Origin of the sequence: Streptomyces sp. NPDC001568, assembly GCF_042893755.1 — a bacterium.
In the GTDB taxonomy this organism is placed as follows: Bacteria; Actinomycetota; Actinomycetes; order Streptomycetales; family Streptomycetaceae; genus Streptomyces.
In genome coordinates this window covers 93,168-110,401 of the sequence record NZ_JBIAVF010000016.1, presented here as the reverse complement: position 1 = coordinate 110,401, position 17,234 = coordinate 93,168, and the positions used below count along the sequence as shown (strand labels likewise).

Genomic DNA, 17,234 nt, shown 5'->3' with positions numbered 1-17,234 from the left:
CCCTATTCGTTCACCGACAGGGTGCGGAACGTGCACGCTATTGTCTGCTAATCCGCCACACCCGGGGGTGTGGCCGCTGGGGGGTAATTGATGATGGAGCACGATATGTCCGAGCCTGGGCCGTCCGCGCGCAGACCGTACCGGGTCGGGTACGCGCCCGGTGCCTACGACCTGTTCCACATCGGACATCTGAACATCCTTCGGCACGCCCGGAGTCAGTGCGACTACCTGGTGGCCGGAGTGGTCTCCGACGAGATGGCCGAGCTCGCCAAGGGGCGTCGCCCCATGATTCCGCTGGTCGAACGGCTGGAGATCGTCCGCAGCGTCAAGTACGTCGACGCGGCCTTCGTCGAGACGGTCCCCGACAAGGTGGAGACGTGGAAGCAGGTCCGCTTCGACGTGATCTTCAAGGGGGACGACTGGCGGGGCACCGCCAAGGGTGACCGGCTGGAGAAGGACTTCGCCGCCCACGGGGTCGACGTCGTCTACTTCCCCTACACCGTCCACACGTCCAGCACCCAGCTGCGCCGGGCCCTGGACGCGCTGGCCCAGCCCCTCGCGGGGCCGGAGGCGCTCACCGCCGAACGGCGCTGAGCTCCCGGAACCACTTCGTCAGGAACGCCAGCAGGAACAGCACGGCGACCGCGCCGAGCCCGGCGTACGCCCAACGGAACAGCTCGCCGCCGCCGAGCAGCAGGAACACCAGGCAGAACACGCCGTAGTCCACGGGCAGCAACGCCACCGCGCGCAGGGTCGACGGCGCGGCGGCGGGGCTGCCGGGGGCCGGCTTGGGCTTGAGCTTCTCGGTCAGCAGCCCGCCGAAGAAGGTGACGACCGCGGCGAACTGGAAGACCAGCGGCACCAGCAGCCAGCCCTGCGAGCCGGTCCCGTAGGCCTCGGGGAAGCGGTGGAAGGCGATCAGCACACAGGTGTGCAGCGCCGTCAGCTTCGCGCAGTCCACCACGTGGTCGAGCCACTCACCGGCCGCGCTGCCGCCCCCGCGCAGGCGGGCCAGCTGTCCGTCGGCGGAGTCGAAGGCGAAGCCGACCGCGAGGGCGGCCCACACCGCGACGCCCAGCCCCCAGGAGGGCGCGACCAGCGCGACGGCCGCCACCGCCGCGAAGCTGAAGACGGCACTGATCAGCGTCACCTGGTTGGGAGTGAGGCCCAGCGCGTACGACCCGGCGGCCAGGTACCGCCCGGCGGGCCGGTTCACGAACCGGGAGTAGAGCGACACCCCCTTCGCCGACTTCTGCGCCCCGCGCAGCTCCCGCAGCGCGGTCCCGACTCTCGCCATGCGTACCCCTGAACCCTTCGATGGCACGCGCGCACGATGCACGCGTGTTCGTATGAGGGCCACATCATCGCAGGGCGAGTGAGGGCTTCCGCTCCGGATCCGCCCTCACGTCCGGAAGCAGTAGTACGGACAGGTTCGCGAGGGCCACGAGCAGCGCCGCGGCCAGCAGCGGCGCCGTGGTTCCGGTGGCGGCGGCGAGCGGCGCCGCCACCGCGAGCCCGAGCGGCCGGGCCGCGAAGGAGATCAGCGAATCGAAGGAGCCGACCCGCCCCAGGGCCTCGGCCGGCACCCGCCGCTGGATCTCCGTCTCCCACAGCGGGCTGAGCAGTCCGACCCCGCCCATGCCGACGAAGTACGCGGCCGCGCACACCGCCACGGGCAGTCGGAACGCGAACGCGGCCAGGGTCGGGGCGAGGGCCGCGGAGGCGACGGCGACCCACACCAGCGGCCTGCGCACGGGCAGTCGGCCGGCCGCCCAGGCCCCCGCGAGCAGCCCCGCGGTGCCGGCCTGGGCGACGAGCACCCAGGACCCCTCGCCGCCCAGGGACTCCACGGCGATCAGCGGACCGAGGGTCAGCAGGACACCGGCCGTCAGGTGCCAGACCCCGTGCGCCATGACGTTGGCCAGAAACCACGGGTGTCGACGGGTCTCCGCCCAGCCGGCGCGCAGCTCGGCCGTGAACCCGCTCCGGGCGCCGCCGCGTTCCCGGGTCGGCGTCCGCAGACCGCCCAGGGTGAGGGCGGAGGCCAGGAACAGGGCGCCGGTCACCAGCGAGGACCAGCCGGCTCCGGCGGCCAGCATCAGCGCGCCCGCGGCGGCCGGTCCGGCGATGGCGGCGAGCCCTTGGGCCACCATCAGCCGGGAGTTGGCGCGCAGCCGCCCCGGTCCGGCGACGACGGCCGCCACGAGGGTGCGCGCCGAGGGGGTGCCGAAGGCGACGGCGGCGCCGGTCAGCGCCGACAGCGCGGCCAGCTCGGGGACCCGCACGGGACCGGACAGCAGGAGCGCCCCGGTGGCCAGCTGGGCGGCGGCCCGCACCAGATCGGCGGCGAGCACCACCCGTCGGGCGGCGAACCGGTCGGCGACCACCCCCGCGACGGGCAGCAGCAGGAGCATCGGCAGCATCTCGGCCGCGAGCACCAGCCCGAGGTCGCCGGCCGAACCGGTGCGCATCACGGCGAGGGTGAGGGTGGTGGGGATCAGCGCCGTCGCGAAGGCGGCGCAGGTGCGGCCGGCGAGCAGCCGCAGGAGGGTCGGGGTCATGTCGCGCAGATTATTTCGCCGGCGAAGAATTCGCCGGCGAAATTTTTAGCCCCGGGGTGGGGACGGGGCCGCCACGGGCCGGGTCATAATGCGGACATGGGCACAGAGACGGGCGCGAGCCCGGCATCGCGCGGGACCACGGAACCCGCCCCCCGCCCCGGCGCCGGCCGGTCGGAGTCGGCGCTCCCGGCGCAGGACTCGGTCGACCGCCACATCGCGCGCTGGAGCGGCAAGGTCCCCTTCGACGTGCCCACCGAGGCCGTCATCACCCGCATCCAACTGCTCGCCAAGCACGTCGCGCACGGCAAGGAACGGGCCCTCGCCGAGACCGGGCTCCAGGCCTTCGAGTTCGAGACGATGCACCGCCTCGCCTCCCGCGGCGCCCCCTGGCGGGCCCCCTCCTCCGAACTCGCCGCCGAACTGCTGCTCTCCCCGGCCGGCATGACCGGACGCCTGGACACCCTGGAGAAGTCGGGCCTGATCCGCCGGCTGCGCGCCGCCGCGGACCGCCGACGGGTCGACGTCGAGCTCACCGGAGAGGGACACCGGCGCTGGACCGACGCCATGCGCTGGCGCGGCATCGCCGAGGCGCGGATGATCGAGCCCCTCGACGACGCCGACCGCGCCGCGCTCGCCGCCCTCCTCAAGCGGATGCTGATCCAGGTCGAAACGCGCTGACCCGCGGGTTCCGGGGCCGGGATCCCGCCCCGGCCCCGCCCCTCACGTCAGGACGCGCAGCAGCAGCACCGACCGGGCCGGCACGGTGAGGTGCTCCCCGCCCCGGTGTCGGGTCGCGGGCGGCGCGTCCTGCGACTCCCGCCCGGTGTCCAGCACCAGCTCGTACACCTCCGCCCAGGGCGCTCCCGGCAACAGCCACTCCACCGGCCGGTCCCCGGCGTGCAGCAGGGCCAGGAAGCTGTCGTCCGTCACCTGACGGCCCCGCTCGTCGCGGCCCGGGATGTCCCGCCCCGACAGGTACAGCCCCACCGCCGCGGCCGGCGCGTACCAGTCCCGCTCCGTCATCTCCGCGCCGCCCGGGGTGAACCAGGCCAGGTCCCGCAGTCCGTCGGCGCCCTGTGCCCGGCCGGAGAAGAAGGCCCGGCGCCGCAGCACCGGATGGGCCTGGCGCAGCGAGATCAGCCGGCGGGTCAGGGCGAACAGCTCGTTCCAGGTGGGGTCCTCCAGCAGCGACCAGTCCACCCAGCCCGTCTCGTTGTCCTGGCAGTAGGCGTTGTTGTTGCCGCCCTGGGTCCGGCCGAACTCGTCGCCCGCGACCAGCATCGGCACCCCGGTCGACAGCAGCAGCGTGGTGAGCAGGTTGCGCAGCTGGCGGCGGCGCAGCGCGCCGATCCGGTCGTCGTCGCTCTCGCCCTCCGTCCCGCAGTTCCACGACCGGTTGTCGTTGGTGCCGTCGCGGCCGTCCTCCCCGTTGGCCTCGTTGTGCTTGCGCTCGTAGGTCACCAGGTCCCGCAGGGTGAACCCGTCGTGCGCCGTCACGAAGTTCACCGAGGCGTACGGCCTCCGGCCACCCCACGCGTACAGGTCGCTGGAGCCCGACAGCCGGTACCCGAGGTCCCGTACGTCGGGCAGCGCGCCCCGCCAGAAGTCCCGGACGGCGTCCCGGTAGCGGTCGTTCCACTCGGTCCACAGCGGCGGGAACGCCCCCACCTGGTAGCCGCCCGAGCCCACGTCCCACGGCTCGGCGATCAGCTTGACCCGCCGCAGCACCGGGTCCTGGGCGATCACCGCCAGGAACGGCGACAGCATGTCCACGTCGTGCATGGACCGGGCCAGCGCCGCCGCCAGGTCGAAGCGGAAGCCGTCCACCCCCATCTCCGTGACCCAGTAGCGCAGCGAGTCCGTGATCAGCCGCAGCACGTGCGGACGCCCCGCGTGCAGGGTGTTGCCGCAGCCCGTGTAGTCGGAGTACCGGCGCTGGTCGGACTGGAGCCGGTAGTAGCCCCGGTTGTCGATCCCGCGCAGGGACAGCGTCGGGCCCAGCTCGCCGGCCTCCGCCGTGTGGTTGTAGACCACGTCGAGGATGACCTCGATGCCGGCCGCGTGCAGGGCGCGCACCATCCGCTTGAACTCGCCGACCTGCTGCCCGGTCGTCCCGCTGGACGAGTAGCCGGCGTGCGGGGCGAAGTAGCCGACCGAGTTGTAGCCCCAGTAGTTGCGCAGCCCCCGGCGCAGCAGGTGGTCCTCGTGGGCGAACTGGTGCACGGGCAGCAGTTCGACCGCGGTCACGCCGAGCTTCGAGAGGTGTTCGATCGCCGCCGGATGCGCGAGGCCCGCGTAGGTGCCGCGCAGTGCCTCGGGAACACCCGGATGGCGCATCGTGAAACCGCGCACGTGCAGCTCGTAGATCACCGAATCGGCCCAGGGGGTCTTCGGCCGGACGTCGTCGGCCCAGTCGTCGTCATCGTGGACGACGACCCCCTTCGGGACGAACGGCGCCGAGTCCCGGTCGTCGCGCACGGTGTCCGCGATGTACTGCTGCGGCCAGTCCCGGACGTGCCCGTACACCTCCGGCGGGAGCGTGAAGTCCCCGTCCACGGCCCGTGCGTACGGGTCCAGGAGCAGCTTGGCCGGGTTGTGCCGGGCGCCCGTCCACGGGTCCCAGCGGCCGTGCACCCGGAACCCGTACCGCTGTCCCGGGCGCACGCCCGGCAGGAACCCGTGCCAGATCTCGTGCGTGAGTTCGGTCAGGGCGCAGCGGGTCTCGGCGCCGGCCTCGTCGAACAGGCAGACCTCCACCGCCTCCGCGCCCTGCGCCCAGAGGGCGAAGTTGGTGCCCGCGACCCCGTCGGGGCCGGTGCGGTAGCGGGCCCCCAGGGGGTGCGAGGACCCCGGCCACACCGGCGGCCCCGGGCGGGCGGAAGCCCGCAACACCTTCGTGTGGACCCGCTCCCGGGTGTTCACCGCGTTCGCGGTGCCCTCGGCGGCATCCACCGCCTCTTGTTCGGCTGCGCTAGACAATGCCCGCCTCCACGGCTCCTGGGTACCGAAGGGGGCAGGGGATCGTGGCCCCGGCGTCCCGGCCTGGGCCCGCCCCCGTCTGGTGCCTTCACACTGTTCTGCCCGGACTGTTCTGCCCGGAACGTGCCCCGCCCTCACGTTTCCCCCGGAGGGGGCCGATCGTTGGACCCCTCGTGACTCTTTTGACGAGGCGGGCAGGGGCGGGGTGGGCCGCCGTGGCGGCATGTGCGGCCCTGCTGGGTGGGCTGACGGGCTGCACCGGGGACGGCAAGTCCCCGGTGGAGGTACAACTTCCCGGCAGACCCAAGCCGCCGGCCGAGGCCATCCGGATCACCCCCGACGACAACGCGAAGGGGGTCCCGGCCGAGGGCCCGCTGCGGGTGACCGTCCCCGAGGGGCGCCTGGAGCGGGTGGTGGTCACCAAGGTCGAGGACGCCCAGCAGGAAAGGGTGCCGGGCAGCATCGCCGCGGACGGCCTCAGCTGGAGCCCCGACCCGAAGGCCGGACGGCTCTCGCTCGCCGCCAAGTACACCGTGGACGCGGTCGCCCTCGACGGCCACAACCGCCGCCAGGCCCGGCACACCACCTTCACCACCTACGTCCCCGAGGAACGGTTCATCGGCTACTTCAAGCCCGAGAACCGCTCCACCGTCGGCACCGGCATGATCGTCTCGTTCAAGTTCAGCCGGGCCATCAAGGAACGCACGGACGTGGAGAGGGCCATCACCGTCACCTCGAACCCGCCCGTCGAGGTCGCCGGCCACTGGTTCGGCGACGAACGCCTCGACTTCCGGCCCAAGGAGTACTGGAAGCCCGGCACCGAGGTCACCATCAAGATGGACCTGCGCGACATCGAGGGCGCCCCCGGTTCGTACGGCATCCAGGAGAAGACCGTCCGTTTCACCGTCGGCCGCTCCCAGACCACCGTCGTGGACGCCGAGGCGCACACCATGCAGGTCCGCCGGGAGGGGCAGCTGCTGTCCACGATCCCGATCACCGCCGGGGCCCCCGAGAACACCACCTACAACGGCAAGATGGTGGTGATGGAGATGTTCGACGTCACCCGCATGAACGGTGCCACCGTCGGCTTCACCAGCGAGGACGGCAAGGGCGAGTACGACATTCCGGACGTGCCGCACGCCATGCGACTCACCAACTCGGGCACGTTCCTGCACGGGAACTACTGGGCCAGCCCCGACACCTTCGGTTCCACCAACGTCAGCCACGGCTGCGTGGGGCTGCGCGACGACAAGGGCGGCGGCTCCGACACCCCGGCCGGCTGGTTCTTCGACCGCACCCTGGTCGGGGACGTCGTCGAGGTCGTGAACTCGCAGGACAAGACGGTGTCCCCGAGCAACGGCCTGGGCGGCTGGAACATGTCCTGGGCGGACTGGGTCGCCGGGTCCTCCCTCACCTGATCGCGTCCTCCTTCACCTGATCGCGCCGGCCCCCGGCCCGCCCCGAGCCCCACCGGGCCGGTCGCGGGCCGGCCACCCGTCCGGCCGCAGCATCCGAGTGATTGTCGGACCGGAATGACGTAGTCGCCGGTGTCGTCCGTCCGCCGCGCCGAAGCCCGACCGCAGCCTGTCAGGGCCCACAGCGCGGATACGGACGGAGCGTCATGTCAGCAAGGAACTGGACCCTCGGGCTAGCGATCGGGGCCGTACTGGCCACCGCCGCTCCCACGGCACTCGCCGCGGGTCCCGGCGCGGTCCCCCCGGCGGCCGGCACGGTGCGCGCCCCCCTGCCCGGCGGGCTCGGTCCCTGCGTACCGGGGGACTGCCCGAGCCCGTTCCCGCAGATCGGCAGCGACGGCAGCATCAAGGGCCGCGACAACGCCGTCAACATCTTCGCCGGAGGCCAGTTCCGCGTCCGCGGGCGCGCCTCCGAGGCCGAGGGCCGGCTCGTCGTCCTCGGCGGCTTCGACCAGGACAAGTCGGCCGGCGGGGACAGCCGCTACAACGTCGGCATCGTCGGCGCCGGCTCACTCGTCCCGCCGCCCGCCGGGGCCGCCTTCCTCACCAGCGGCGCCGACGTCGCCGTCGCCGCGGGGGAGAGCCTGATCGCCGACGGCGGCGAAGTCCGGTACGCGGGCGCCCTCACCGGAGGGGGCACCGTCACCGGCACCACCACCCGCGACCCGGCCGCCGTCGCCCCGTACGCGGGCCTGCGCGACCGCCTCACCGCCGCCGCCCAGTGCTACGCCCGGGTCGACGGCAGCCCGCGCCCGCCGACCGGCACCGCCGTCAACAGCGGCTCCGAGACCCTGTTCACCGGTGACAACCGTTCACCGCTCCAGGTCTTCAACGTGGACGCCGACCTGGTCAGCGGCACGGGCGGCGCCCAGGGCATCCGGTTCACGCAGATCCCGGCCGGGGCGACCATCCTGGTCAACGTCCTGGGCACCGGCACCCGGACCATCAACACCTACAGCGGAACCCTCGTCGATTCCGGTTCCCCGGACCTGAACACCTACCGCGAGCGGCTGCTGTGGAACTTCCCGGACGCCACGACGGTGAACCTGGCCGGGAGCGGCCAGTTCCAGGGCAGTTTCCTGGTGGGCAACCAGGCCTCGGAGACCACGGTCACCCTGCCCGGCATCAACGGCCGGTTCTTCAGCACGGGATCCGTCACCCACGGCAGCGACACCGTCGGGGGCGGCGGCCAGGAGTTCCACGCCTACCCCTTCACCGGCGACCTGCCCGACTGCGGCACGCCCCCGGTGACCGGTGAGGTCGCCGTCACCAAGGTGGACGAGGCGGGCAACGCGCTGGCGGGCGCCACGTTCGAACTGTGGCGCGAGACCAACGACCGCCCCGGCCTCCAGCCGGCCGGCGACACCCCGGACACCAAGGTGTCCGACTGCACCACCCCCGCGGACGGCGAGTGCTCACGGGCGAACCTGATGCCGGGGACGTACTACTGGCGGGAGACGGCCGCACCGGCCGGTTACGACCTGCCCGCGAACCCGGTCTTCCCGCTGGTCCTGACGGCGCAGGACGCCGGCAACGGGCGCACGCCCCGCGCGCGGGCCGTCAACGCCCGCACGACGGTCCCGGTGACCGGCACCGTCTCCGTCCTCAAGCGGGACGAGGAGGGCGAGCCGCTGGCCGGCGCCCGCTTCGAACTGTGGCGCGAGACCAACGGAACCCCGGGCCTCCAGGTCGCCGGCCCCGGCGCCGACACCAGGATCTCCGACTGCGTCACGCCCGCCGACGGCGTCTGCGCCCGTGAGAACGCCGAACTCGGCACCTACTACTGGCGCGAGACCGCCGCCCCGGCCGGGTACGTGCTGCCCGCCGACAACGTCTTCCCGCTGACGCTGACCCGGGAGAACGCCTCGGGCGGCGTCCAGTACCAGGTCGACAACGAGCGCGGGACCACCCCGGACAACGCGAAGGTGGTCCTCTGGAAGTCCGACAAGGACACCGGGGCCGCCCTGCCGGGCGCCACGTTCGAGCTGTGGCGCGAGACCAACGACCGGCCCGGCCTGCAGACCGGCGGCCAGAACCCGGACGAGCGCCTCGACGACGTCTGCGTCACCGACGCGGAGGGCACCTGCACGGTCGAACTGCCCGTCGGCGAGACGTACTACTGGCGGGAGACCGCGGTCCCGCCCGGCTACGAGCTCTCCCGCGACCCGGTCACGGCCTTCGAGCTGGACGAGGGCGACGTCGCCGAGGGCATCGTCCTCAACGTGACGAACAGCAAGAAGGAGCAGCACCGCGGCTCGATCCGGGTCCTGAAGAAGGACGCGAAGACGAAGCGGCCGCTGCGCGGAGCGGTGTTCGAGGTCTGGAAGGAGACCAACAACACCAGGGGCCTGCAGACCCGAGGCATCAACCCCGACCGGAAGACCGGCCCCGGCTGCGCCACCGACCGCAACGGCGTCTGCGACTTCGACCGGCTCTCCGAGGGCTGGTACTACCTGGTGGAGACGGACGTCCCCGAGGGCTACGTACTGCCCCGCGACCGGGTGACCGGCCCGCTGAAGCTGGACGCGACGACCCCGGGCACGCGGCTCGTGGTCCCGCTCCAGAACGAGCGCGACGACCACGGCAAGGGCAAGCCGGGCAAGGGCGGCAAGCCGGGCAAGGGCGGCAAGCCCGGCAAGGAGACCGGCAAGGGCAGCCGGCCCGAGTAGGACCACCGGTACCACCCGCCCGGTGCGCCGCCGGAGTGATCTCCTCACTCCGGCGGCGCACCTGCGCGCGCGCACCGTCTCCGGCGCCGGTTGGGTGGAGCGTGGCGGCCCGACCGGCGGGCCGGAGGAGGCCCGATGGCAACACGTCAGGCGCCGGTCACGGCAGCCGGAACCGCCCTCCTGTGGGCGGTCCTCGCCCTCGCCGCGCCCGCACCCGCCGCCGCGGCCGCACCGGAACCGGAGCGGGCCTGCACGGCCGGTACCGGCCCCTACCAGCGGGAGCTGGAGGCCCAACTGCGCCTGCCGGTCGACGGGAAGCAGTCCCCGGCCGACTGCCTCGCCGTCCGCGTCTTCCAGCGCGAACAGGGCCTCACCCCCGCAGACGGCTACGCGGGTCTCGCCGCCCACCGCACGGCCGTCGCCGTCGCCGCCCGCGCGAACCCGAACGCCGCCGGAGCCTGCCCCGTCCGCGGGTACCGGGTGACCTGTGTCGACCTCGCGCGCCAACTGCTGTGGGTGCAGAGCGGCCGCCGCGTCGTGTTCCCGCCCGTGCCCATCCGTACCGGCCGCGACGACGAGGAGACCCGGCCCGGCCTGCACGAGGTCTACTGGCGCAGCAAGGACCACAGGTCGACCCTGTACGACGACGCCCCCATGCCGTACGCCCAGTTCTTCGACAAGGGCCAGGCCCTGCACGGCCGCCCCGGCCCGCTCTTCGAACACGGTGGCTCGGCGGGCTGCGTGAACCTCACGGTGGCGGACGCGAAGCGGTTGTGGGACCTGCTGCGAGAGGGCGACGCCGTCTACGTATGGGGCGTCAAACCCGGTACCGAGGACTGACGTCCGGGGCCCGGGACACCCAGGGCACTTGGGACGGAACGGTGACAAGACCGTGCCTTTTCGTGTTGTTCCCCTGTGATTACCTGTCGACATGCGCGCGACAGCCCGCGCGCGGGGGACATGGGGAGTACACGAGTGAACCTGCAGCCGATACGCGGCCGCGTCCGCACCGGCCTGCCGGCCCTCCTGCTGGGAGCGGCGCTGCTGTTGACCAGCGCGTGCGGCGGCGGGGGCGACAGCGGGGGCGGCGACGGGAAGAACGGCGGGTCCGGGGGAGCCGGCAAGGCCGGCACCGAGGCGTCCAAGGCCGTGGTCGCCGTCAAGCCGGACGACGGGGCCAAGGAGGTCGCCACGAGCGGCGTCCTGAAGATCACCAGCACGGGCGGCAAGCTCACCACGGTGACCGTCGCCGACACCAAGGGCAACGCGGTCGAGGGCAAGCTCGCCGCGGACGGCGCGAGCTGGGAGCCCAACCGCCACCTCGCCTCGGCCACCGAGTACAAGGTGCACGCGGTCGCGAAGGACGAGGCGGGGCGCGAGTCCGCCAAGGACACCACCTTCTCCACCCTGACCCCCGTCAACACGTTCGTCGGCCACTACACGCCCGAGGACGGTTCGACCGTCGGCGTGGGCATGCCGGTGTCGATCAACTTCACCCGTGGGATCACCAACCCCGAGGCCGTCGAGAAGGCCATCACGGTCACCGCCGAGCCGTCCGTTCCGGTCGAGGGGCACTGGTTCGGCAACGACCGCCTCGACTTCCGCCCGGAGAAGTACTGGGCCGCCGGCACCAAGGTCACCGTGAAGCTCGCCCTCGACGGGGTCGAGGGCCGCCCGGGGGTCTACGGCAAGCAGACCCGCACGGTCACCTTCACCGTCGGCCGCTCCCAGGTCACGACGGTCGACGCGGAGGCCAAGCAGATGGAGGTCGTCCGCGACGGGCAGGTGCTCAAGAACATCCCGATCACCGCGGGCGCCCCGGCTACGACCACCTACAACGGGCAGATGGTCATCAGCGAGAAGTACAAGGTGACCCGGATGAACGGCGCCACCGTCGGCTTCGGCGGCGAGTACGACATCTCGGACGTTCCGCACGCGATGCGTCTGTCGCAGTCGGGCACCTTCGTCCACGGCAACTACTGGGCCTCCTCGGGCACCTTCGGCTCGGAGAACGTCAGCCACGGCTGCGTCGGCCTGCGCGACGTCCGCGGCGCCGGTGACGACAGCACCCCGGCCGCCTGGTTCTTCAACGAGTCGCTGATCGGCGACGTGGTCGTCGTGAAGAACTCCAAGGACAAGCAGATCGCCCCGGACAACGGCCTGAACGGCTGGAACATGGACTGGGCGGAGTGGACCAAGTAAGCCGCTCCCGCGCGTGAGCGAAGTGGCCCGGTGCTGTGACCCACGGCACCGGGCCACTTGTGGTTAACCGCCGCTAACCTGACCCGTATGACCCTCTCTCTCGAAGTCTCCGAAGGCGTCGGCACGATCCTGCTGGACCGGCCGCCCATGAACGCCCTGGACGTCGCCACCCAGGACCGGCTCCGCGAGCTCGCGGTGGAGGCCACCGACCGCGCCGACGTGCGCGCGGTCGTCCTCTACGGCGGGGAGAAGGTGTTCGCGGCCGGCGCGGACATCAAGGAGATGCAGGTCATGGACCACGCGGCCATGGTCGCCCGGTCCCGCGGCCTCCAGGACGCCTTCACCGCCGTCGCCCGGATCCCCAAGCCCGTGGTCGCGGCCGTCACCGGCTACGCGCTCGGCGGCGGGTGCGAACTCGCGCTGTGCGCCGACTTCCGGATCGCCGCCGACAACGCCAAGCTCGGCCAGCCGGAGATCCTGCTCGGCCTGATCCCGGGCGCGGGCGGCACCCAGCGGCTGTCCCGGCTGATCGGCCCGTCGAAGGCCAAGGACCTGATCTTCACCGGCCGGATGGTGAAGGCGGAGGAGGCCCTCGCCCTCGGCCTGGTCGACCGGATCGTGCCCGCCGCCGAGGTGTACGAGCAGGCGCACGCGTGGGCTGCCAAGCTGGCCCAGGGCCCGGCGCTCGCGCTGCGCGCCGCGAAGGAGTGCGTGGACGCGGGCCTGGAGGCCGACATCGACACCGGCCTGACCATCGAACGCAACTGGTTCGCGGGCCTGTTCGCCACCGAGGACCGCGAGCGCGGCATGCGCAGCTTCGTCGAGGAGGGCCCGGGCAAGGCCAAGTTCCTCTGAGCGCACCGGGGTCGGCGCGGCCGGGTGACGGGTGCCGGGCCGACCCCTGCGGCGCCCTCCTCCCTGGGGGTGGATTAGCCAGGCCTTAAGGGAGCCTTAAGGGGAAACGGTGATCCACTCGGTGTGATCGTCCCCGAACAGGCTGTCACCGCAGGTCAAGTGGGTCTCGCAGGACCCCTGTTGCCCTGTGCATATGCCGATGCACCCTCCCGGAATCATGGGTTCCGGGGGGTGTTTTCCCACGGAACGGCCCGGACGGGCGCACCGGCCGTCCATGATGGGTGCATGGCGGGCCTGGAGGGTGTGGAGCAGCCGCGGCAGCGCATCAGTAGCGCTTCGGCCGTACGGCTCACGGCGGCGCTTGAGGACGAACAGGGTCTCAAGGCGCTGGAGTTGTACGGGAACCCGGCCGAGGGGGAGGTGACCCTGCCCTCCATGCCGGAATCGGCGAGCACGGCCCGCCGGCTGACCCAGAGCGTGGTGATCCGGTTCTGGGGCCTCTCGCCGCAGATCGCCGAGCACACCGTCCTGCTGGTCTCGGAACTCGTCGGCAACGCAGTGCGCCACACGGGGGCCCGGTCCTTCGGATTGAAGATGGTCCGCCGGCGCGGCTGGATCCGCGTCGAGGTGCGCGACCCCTCGCGCGGACTGCCCTGTCTGATGCCGGTCCACGAGCTGGACACCACGGGCCGCGGGCTGTTCCTCGTCGACAAGCTGTCCGACCGTTGGGGCGCGGACCTGCTGCCGCGCGGCAAGATCACCTGGTTCGAGATGCGCGTGGCCGACCGCTGAGCGGGCGGTCGGCGCCCGCCGCCTCAGCCGGTGTGGAGGGTACGGAAGCGGCCCGGCCGCGCCGGATCCCGATCGGCGACCTGGATCGGCGCCCAGGTCCACTGCCGCACGCCGATGCCCGGCGCGCGCGAGAACCGGATCGGCCCGCGGGTGCCCTCGACCGCCACGTACGGCCACGCCGCGGCGACGGCCGCCCGGTCCGTGCCGTGGGAGCGCAGCACTTCGGCGAGGACGGTGACGGTGTCCCAGCCCTCGAGGGCCACGAAGGAGGGGCTCTCGCCCAACTGCTCCTGGAGCTCCCGGCCGACGCGTTCGCCGAGCGGGCCGAGGCGCACGGGCAGGTAGCGCAGGAACGGGATCCCGGCGCCGTCCCCGCCCAGTCGCTCGGCCCATTCCTCGAACTCCGGCTGTCCGGCCGGAGCGCCGATCAGCAGCCGCGCGAGCCGCCCGTCGCCCCGTACGGCCCGGACGATCGCCGTCGCCGGCTCGGGATCGCCGACCAGTAGCAGGAGCGCCGTCGCGCCGTGCGCGACCAGCGCGTCGCACAGGGCCCCGGGGGTGAGCGCGTTCGCGTCGAGTTCGACGACGGAGCCGCCGTGCGGGGTGAGGTGCTCGCGCAGGAGGCGGGTCCCGGACTCCCAGTAGACGCTCGGCTGGGTCGCCACGGCGATCCTCGTCCGGCCCGTGCCCAGCAGGAAGTCCCCGTACGTCCGCCAGCCCCGGGACTGGGCCGGAGCCAGCCGCGCGACCCATTCCGTCGGCTCCTCGGTGAGCGCGTCGAGGACCGCCGACGAGCAGAGGAACGGCACCCCGAGGGCGTCGGCCCGGGCGGCGGCGGCGCGGGCGACGACGCTGTGGTACTCGCCCACCACGGCGGCCACACCCAGGCCGGCGAGTTCCGCCACGGCCGCCGCGGCCCGCTCCGGATCGGCCGCGGTGTCGCGGACCACCAGCTCCAGCGGTCTGCCGTCGATGCCGCCGGCGGCGTTGACCTCGCGGACGGCCAGGTCGAGCCCCGCGAGCAGGTGCCGGCCCGCCGCCGGCCAGCCGGGGCGCGTCAGCGGGGCGAGGGCGCCCAGGCGGAGGGGCGCCTCGTTCGGGGGAGCGGGCCGGGGTGCGGGGTTCGGGCTCATGGCGGCCATTGGATCCGCCGCCCCCACCCGGGGCAACCGTTTATCACCGGCGGGGAACGCCGGCGCCGTCGGGCCCGCGAGGGCCCGGAACGCCAGAAACCCCCTGGCGCCGTAGTGGGGCGGTGCGGGGGTTTCATGGGTGCGCCGAGGATCGAAGGGGGTGTGATCCTCGGCGGGCGACTTCGCTCGGGTCAAGGGGAAGCCGTGATGGCGACTATGGCAGAAGAGGGGCCGAACGCCAAAAGTCCTAAGTCGGACATAAATGTGCATATCCTAAGAGTTTCCACCTAAATCCTAGGTGAGATGGGCCACTCACCTCGTAATCTACGAATAAGTATCGACTGCTCTGAGTGAATCGTTGATCACATAGTGGACGGGCGGGCCGGAAGGCCCGGCCCGCGAAGGTCCCGAATTGGGTCAATCATTACCTTCCGGGCCATCCACCCCTTAAATGGGCAGGTGTTCTCACCATCAGGCCGCCGGGCGGCCCTGCGCGCGGGCGTCGCCACGCTGGCCGGTCTCGCCGCCGGCTGCGGGACGGAGCGGACGGTCCACCGGGGGCCCACCCCCACCGCCACACCGAAGGCCACCGGCGGGGCGACGGCCAAGCCCGCACCGGCCGCCCCCGCGCCCGCCCCCCGCCGCTTCGCCGGGCAGCCCGTCGAGATCGGCCACGGAGCGCGCGACCGCCCCCGGGTCGCCCTCACCTTCCACGGCAACGGGGACCCCGCCATCGCCCGCTCCGTCCTGGCCGAGGCCGAGCGGGGCGGGGCCCGGGTCACCGTACTGGCGATCGGCGGCTGGCTCGACGAGCACCCCGACATGGCCCGCCGGGTCCTGGACGGCGGCCACGAGCTCGGCAACCACACCCAGCGCCACCTCGCGATCAACGAGATGTCCGAGGCGGAGGCCTACGCGGAGATCACCGGCTGCGCCCAACGCCTCAAGCGCCTCACCGGCTCCATCGGGACCTGGTTCCGCCCCTCTCAGACCCAGTACGCCAGCGCGCTCGTGCGCACCCTGGCCCAGCGGGCCGGCTACCCGCACGTCCTGTCGTACGACGTGGACTCCCTCGACTTCACCTCGCCCGGCGCCGCGGCCGTCATCCGCAACGTCACCGGGACGATCCTCGGCGGATCGGTGGTGAGCCTGCACTTCGGCTACGCGGACACGGTCGACGCGATGCCGCCCCTCCTCGAAGAACTCGCGCGCCGCGAACTGCGCGCGGTGACCACCACGGAGCTGCTGACCCCATGACCACGAACCGCCTTCCACGGAAGGCCACCGCGCTCCTCGCCGGACTGGTCCTCGCCGCCCTGGCCGGCTGCGGAGGATCCGGCGGGAAGGGCGAGCCCGCGGCGCTGGGCTCCAACGGGCCGGCCCGCCCCGCCAAGGTCGCACCGGTCGCGCCCCCCGGGCTCCCGGGCATGCCACCGGTCCTCGACCCCAACGACGTGTACGCGGCCGACCGGCCCAACAAGCTCTCCCCGGTGGTCAAGGACTTCCCGTCCCGGGTCTACGTGCCGAACACCAACTCCAACACGGTGTCCGTCATCGACCCGGCCACCTACAAGGTCATCGACACCATCCCGGTCGGCGTCCAACCCCAGCACGTGGTCCCCTCCTGGGACATGAAGACGCTGTGGGTCAACAACAACCGCGGTCACACGCTCACCCCGATCAATCCGGCCACGGGCGAGTCGGGCAAGGAAGTCGAGGTGCACGACCCGTACAACCTCTACTTCACGCCGAACGGCAAGTACGCCATCGTGATGGCCTCCTTGGACCGCGAGTTGGTGTTCCGCGATCCGCACACCATGAATCGCGTGAAAACCGTCCCCGTGACCTGTTTCGGCGTCAATCACGCGGACTTCTCCGCCGACGGCCGCTACTTCATCGTGAGCTGCGAGTTCTCCGGCGAACTGCTCAAGGTCGACACCGAGAAGATGGAGGTCATCGGCCAGCAGAAACTCCCGTTCGAGGGGGCGATGCCGCAGGACGTCAAGGTGTCCCCGGACGGGAAGACGTTCTACGTCGCCGACATGATGGCGCACGGCATGTGGGTGCTCAGCGGCGACAAGTTCGACACCCCGAAGCTGCTGCCCACCGGAAAGGGCTGCCACGGCCTGTACATCAGTCGTGACTCCAAGGAGATGTACGTCCCCAACCGGGGCGAGGGCAGCATCTCCGTCTTCGACTTCAAGCAGAACCGGCTCACCAAGAAGTGGGAACTGCCGGACGGCGGCAGCCCCGACATGGGCGGGGTCTCCGCCGACGGCAAGGTGCTGTGGCTGTCGGGCCGCTACAACTCGGAGGTCTACGCGATCGACACCGCGTCCGGCAAGGAGCTGGCCCGCATCCCGGTCGGCGACGGCCCGCACGGACTCGCCGTGTACCCGCAGCCCGGGCGCTACTCGCTGGGGCACACCGGGATCTTCCGCTAGGCCGGATTTTGCCGATCTTGCGGATCCTGCCGATCCGGCCGGCCGGACCGCGTCCGGGCACGACAGTGCCCCGGGAGCTCGCACAGCTCCCGGGACACCGGGTCGAAGGGGGGCGGCCCGCCGG

General features: G+C 72.3%; 14 protein-coding genes. 10 read left to right on the top strand and 4 right to left on the bottom strand.

All coding sequences use genetic code 11. The features are described 5' to 3' along the window. Nucleotides 1-105 precede the first annotated feature (105 nt). Complete coding sequence (locus ACFY0I_RS27790; protein ID WP_388900955.1) at nucleotides 106-594, top strand: adenylyltransferase/cytidyltransferase family protein; 489 nt, start codon at nucleotides 106-108, stop codon at nucleotides 592-594. Here the strand turns inward: ACFY0I_RS27790 and ACFY0I_RS27785 are convergent. Both ACFY0I_RS27785 and ACFY0I_RS27780 read right to left on the bottom strand, forming a co-directional pair. Then, entirely contained in the window at nucleotides 575-1,297 is a 723-nt protein-coding gene (locus ACFY0I_RS27785; protein WP_388900953.1) for a CDP-alcohol phosphatidyltransferase family protein, read from the bottom strand. The genes ACFY0I_RS27790 and ACFY0I_RS27785 overlap by 20 nt on opposite strands. A gap of 64 nt (nucleotides 1,298-1,361) precedes the next feature. Further along, nucleotides 1,362-2,561, bottom strand: a complete 1,200-nt coding sequence (locus tag ACFY0I_RS27780; protein ID WP_388900952.1) for an MFS transporter — start codon at nucleotides 2,559-2,561, stop codon at nucleotides 1,362-1,364. Between the two features lie 96 nt (nucleotides 2,562-2,657). Here ACFY0I_RS27780 and ACFY0I_RS27775 point away from each other — a divergent pair, with 96 nt between their 5' ends. Continuing rightward, nucleotides 2,658-3,239, top strand: coding sequence for a MarR family winged helix-turn-helix transcriptional regulator (locus ACFY0I_RS27775; protein ID WP_388900950.1), 582 nt, complete (start codon nucleotides 2,658-2,660; stop codon nucleotides 3,237-3,239). Nucleotides 3,240-3,281: 42 nt separating this feature from the next. Here the strand turns inward: ACFY0I_RS27775 and glgX are convergent, their stop codons facing one another. After that, nucleotides 3,282-5,540 carry a glycogen debranching protein GlgX gene (gene glgX / locus ACFY0I_RS27770; protein ID WP_388900948.1) on the bottom strand — a complete coding sequence of 753 codons (2,259 nt, stop codon included), beginning with the start codon at nucleotides 5,538-5,540 and terminating at the stop codon, nucleotides 3,282-3,284. 173 nt (nucleotides 5,541-5,713) lie between these two features. On the opposite strand from glgX, the gene ACFY0I_RS27765 reads away from it, so the two are divergent. From ACFY0I_RS27765 to ACFY0I_RS27740, 6 genes are all read left to right on the top strand, one after another. After that, nucleotides 5,714-6,958: an Ig-like domain-containing protein gene (locus ACFY0I_RS27765; RefSeq protein ID WP_388900947.1), complete on the top strand. Its 1,245-nt coding sequence runs from the start codon at nucleotides 5,714-5,716 to the stop codon at nucleotides 6,956-6,958. 203 nt (nucleotides 6,959-7,161) lie between these two features. Beyond that, nucleotides 7,162-9,684: a SpaA isopeptide-forming pilin-related protein gene (locus ACFY0I_RS27760; protein ID WP_388900945.1), complete on the top strand. Its 2,523-nt coding sequence runs from the start codon at nucleotides 7,162-7,164 to the stop codon at nucleotides 9,682-9,684. Between the two features lie 135 nt (nucleotides 9,685-9,819). Further along, the gene (locus ACFY0I_RS27755) at nucleotides 9,820-10,524 is read left to right on the top strand and encodes a L,D-transpeptidase family protein (protein WP_388900943.1); all 705 of its coding nucleotides are present in this window, start codon (nucleotides 9,820-9,822) and stop codon (nucleotides 10,522-10,524) included. A gap of 120 nt (nucleotides 10,525-10,644) precedes the next feature. Further along, nucleotides 10,645-11,886: an Ig-like domain-containing protein gene (locus ACFY0I_RS27750; protein ID WP_388900941.1), complete on the top strand. Its 1,242-nt coding sequence runs from the start codon at nucleotides 10,645-10,647 to the stop codon at nucleotides 11,884-11,886. 87 nt (nucleotides 11,887-11,973) lie between these two features. Next, nucleotides 11,974-12,741, top strand: coding sequence for an enoyl-CoA hydratase/isomerase family protein (locus ACFY0I_RS27745; protein WP_388900940.1), 768 nt, complete (start codon nucleotides 11,974-11,976; stop codon nucleotides 12,739-12,741). A gap of 180 nt (nucleotides 12,742-12,921) precedes the next feature. Next, nucleotides 12,922-13,533 (top strand): ATP-binding protein, encoded by a 612-nt coding sequence (locus tag ACFY0I_RS27740; RefSeq protein WP_388900938.1) that lies wholly within the window; start codon nucleotides 12,922-12,924, stop codon nucleotides 13,531-13,533. 23 nt (nucleotides 13,534-13,556) lie between these two features. Here the strand turns inward: ACFY0I_RS27740 and ACFY0I_RS27735 are convergent, their stop codons facing one another. Further along, entirely contained in the window at nucleotides 13,557-14,666 is a 1,110-nt protein-coding gene (locus tag ACFY0I_RS27735; RefSeq protein ID WP_388900936.1) for an ABC transporter substrate-binding protein, read from the bottom strand. 459 nt (nucleotides 14,667-15,125) lie between these two features. On the opposite strand from ACFY0I_RS27735, the gene ACFY0I_RS27730 reads away from it, so the two are divergent. Together ACFY0I_RS27730 and ACFY0I_RS27725 are read left to right on the top strand one after the other, a co-directional pair. Further along, nucleotides 15,126-15,923: a polysaccharide deacetylase family protein gene (locus ACFY0I_RS27730; protein ID WP_388900934.1), complete on the top strand. Its 798-nt coding sequence runs from the start codon at nucleotides 15,126-15,128 to the stop codon at nucleotides 15,921-15,923. Beyond that, the gene (locus tag ACFY0I_RS27725) at nucleotides 15,920-17,110 is read left to right on the top strand and encodes a YncE family protein (RefSeq protein ID WP_388900932.1); all 1,191 of its coding nucleotides are present in this window, start codon (nucleotides 15,920-15,922) and stop codon (nucleotides 17,108-17,110) included. Before ACFY0I_RS27730 ends, ACFY0I_RS27725 begins: the two co-directional genes overlap by 4 nt. The last annotated feature ends 124 nt before the right edge of the window (nucleotides 17,111-17,234 follow it).

Excerpts from the sequence above, each read along its gene's own strand:
- ACFY0I_RS27790 (WP_388900955.1), top strand. The coding sequence starts at position 106 with ATGTCCGAGCCTGGGCCGTCCGCGCGCAGACCGTACCGGGTCGGGTAC.
- ACFY0I_RS27785 (WP_388900953.1), bottom strand. The coding sequence starts at position 1,297 with ATGGCGAGAGTCGGGACCGCGCTGCGGGAGCTGCGCGGGGCGCAGAAG.
- ACFY0I_RS27780 (WP_388900952.1), bottom strand. The coding sequence starts at position 2,561 with ATGACCCCGACCCTCCTGCGGCTGCTCGCCGGCCGCACCTGCGCCGCC.
- ACFY0I_RS27775 (WP_388900950.1), top strand. The coding sequence starts at position 2,658 with ATGGGCACAGAGACGGGCGCGAGCCCGGCATCGCGCGGGACCACGGAA.
- ACFY0I_RS27760 (WP_388900945.1), top strand. The coding sequence starts at position 7,162 with ATGTCAGCAAGGAACTGGACCCTCGGGCTAGCGATCGGGGCCGTACTG.
- ACFY0I_RS27755 (WP_388900943.1), top strand. The coding sequence starts at position 9,820 with ATGGCAACACGTCAGGCGCCGGTCACGGCAGCCGGAACCGCCCTCCTG.
- ACFY0I_RS27750 (WP_388900941.1), top strand. The coding sequence starts at position 10,645 with ATGGGGAGTACACGAGTGAACCTGCAGCCGATACGCGGCCGCGTCCGC.
- ACFY0I_RS27745 (WP_388900940.1), top strand. The coding sequence starts at position 11,974 with ATGACCCTCTCTCTCGAAGTCTCCGAAGGCGTCGGCACGATCCTGCTG.
- ACFY0I_RS27735 (WP_388900936.1), bottom strand. The coding sequence starts at position 14,666 with ATGAGCCCGAACCCCGCACCCCGGCCCGCTCCCCCGAACGAGGCGCCC.
- ACFY0I_RS27725 (WP_388900932.1), top strand. The coding sequence starts at position 15,920 with ATGACCACGAACCGCCTTCCACGGAAGGCCACCGCGCTCCTCGCCGGA.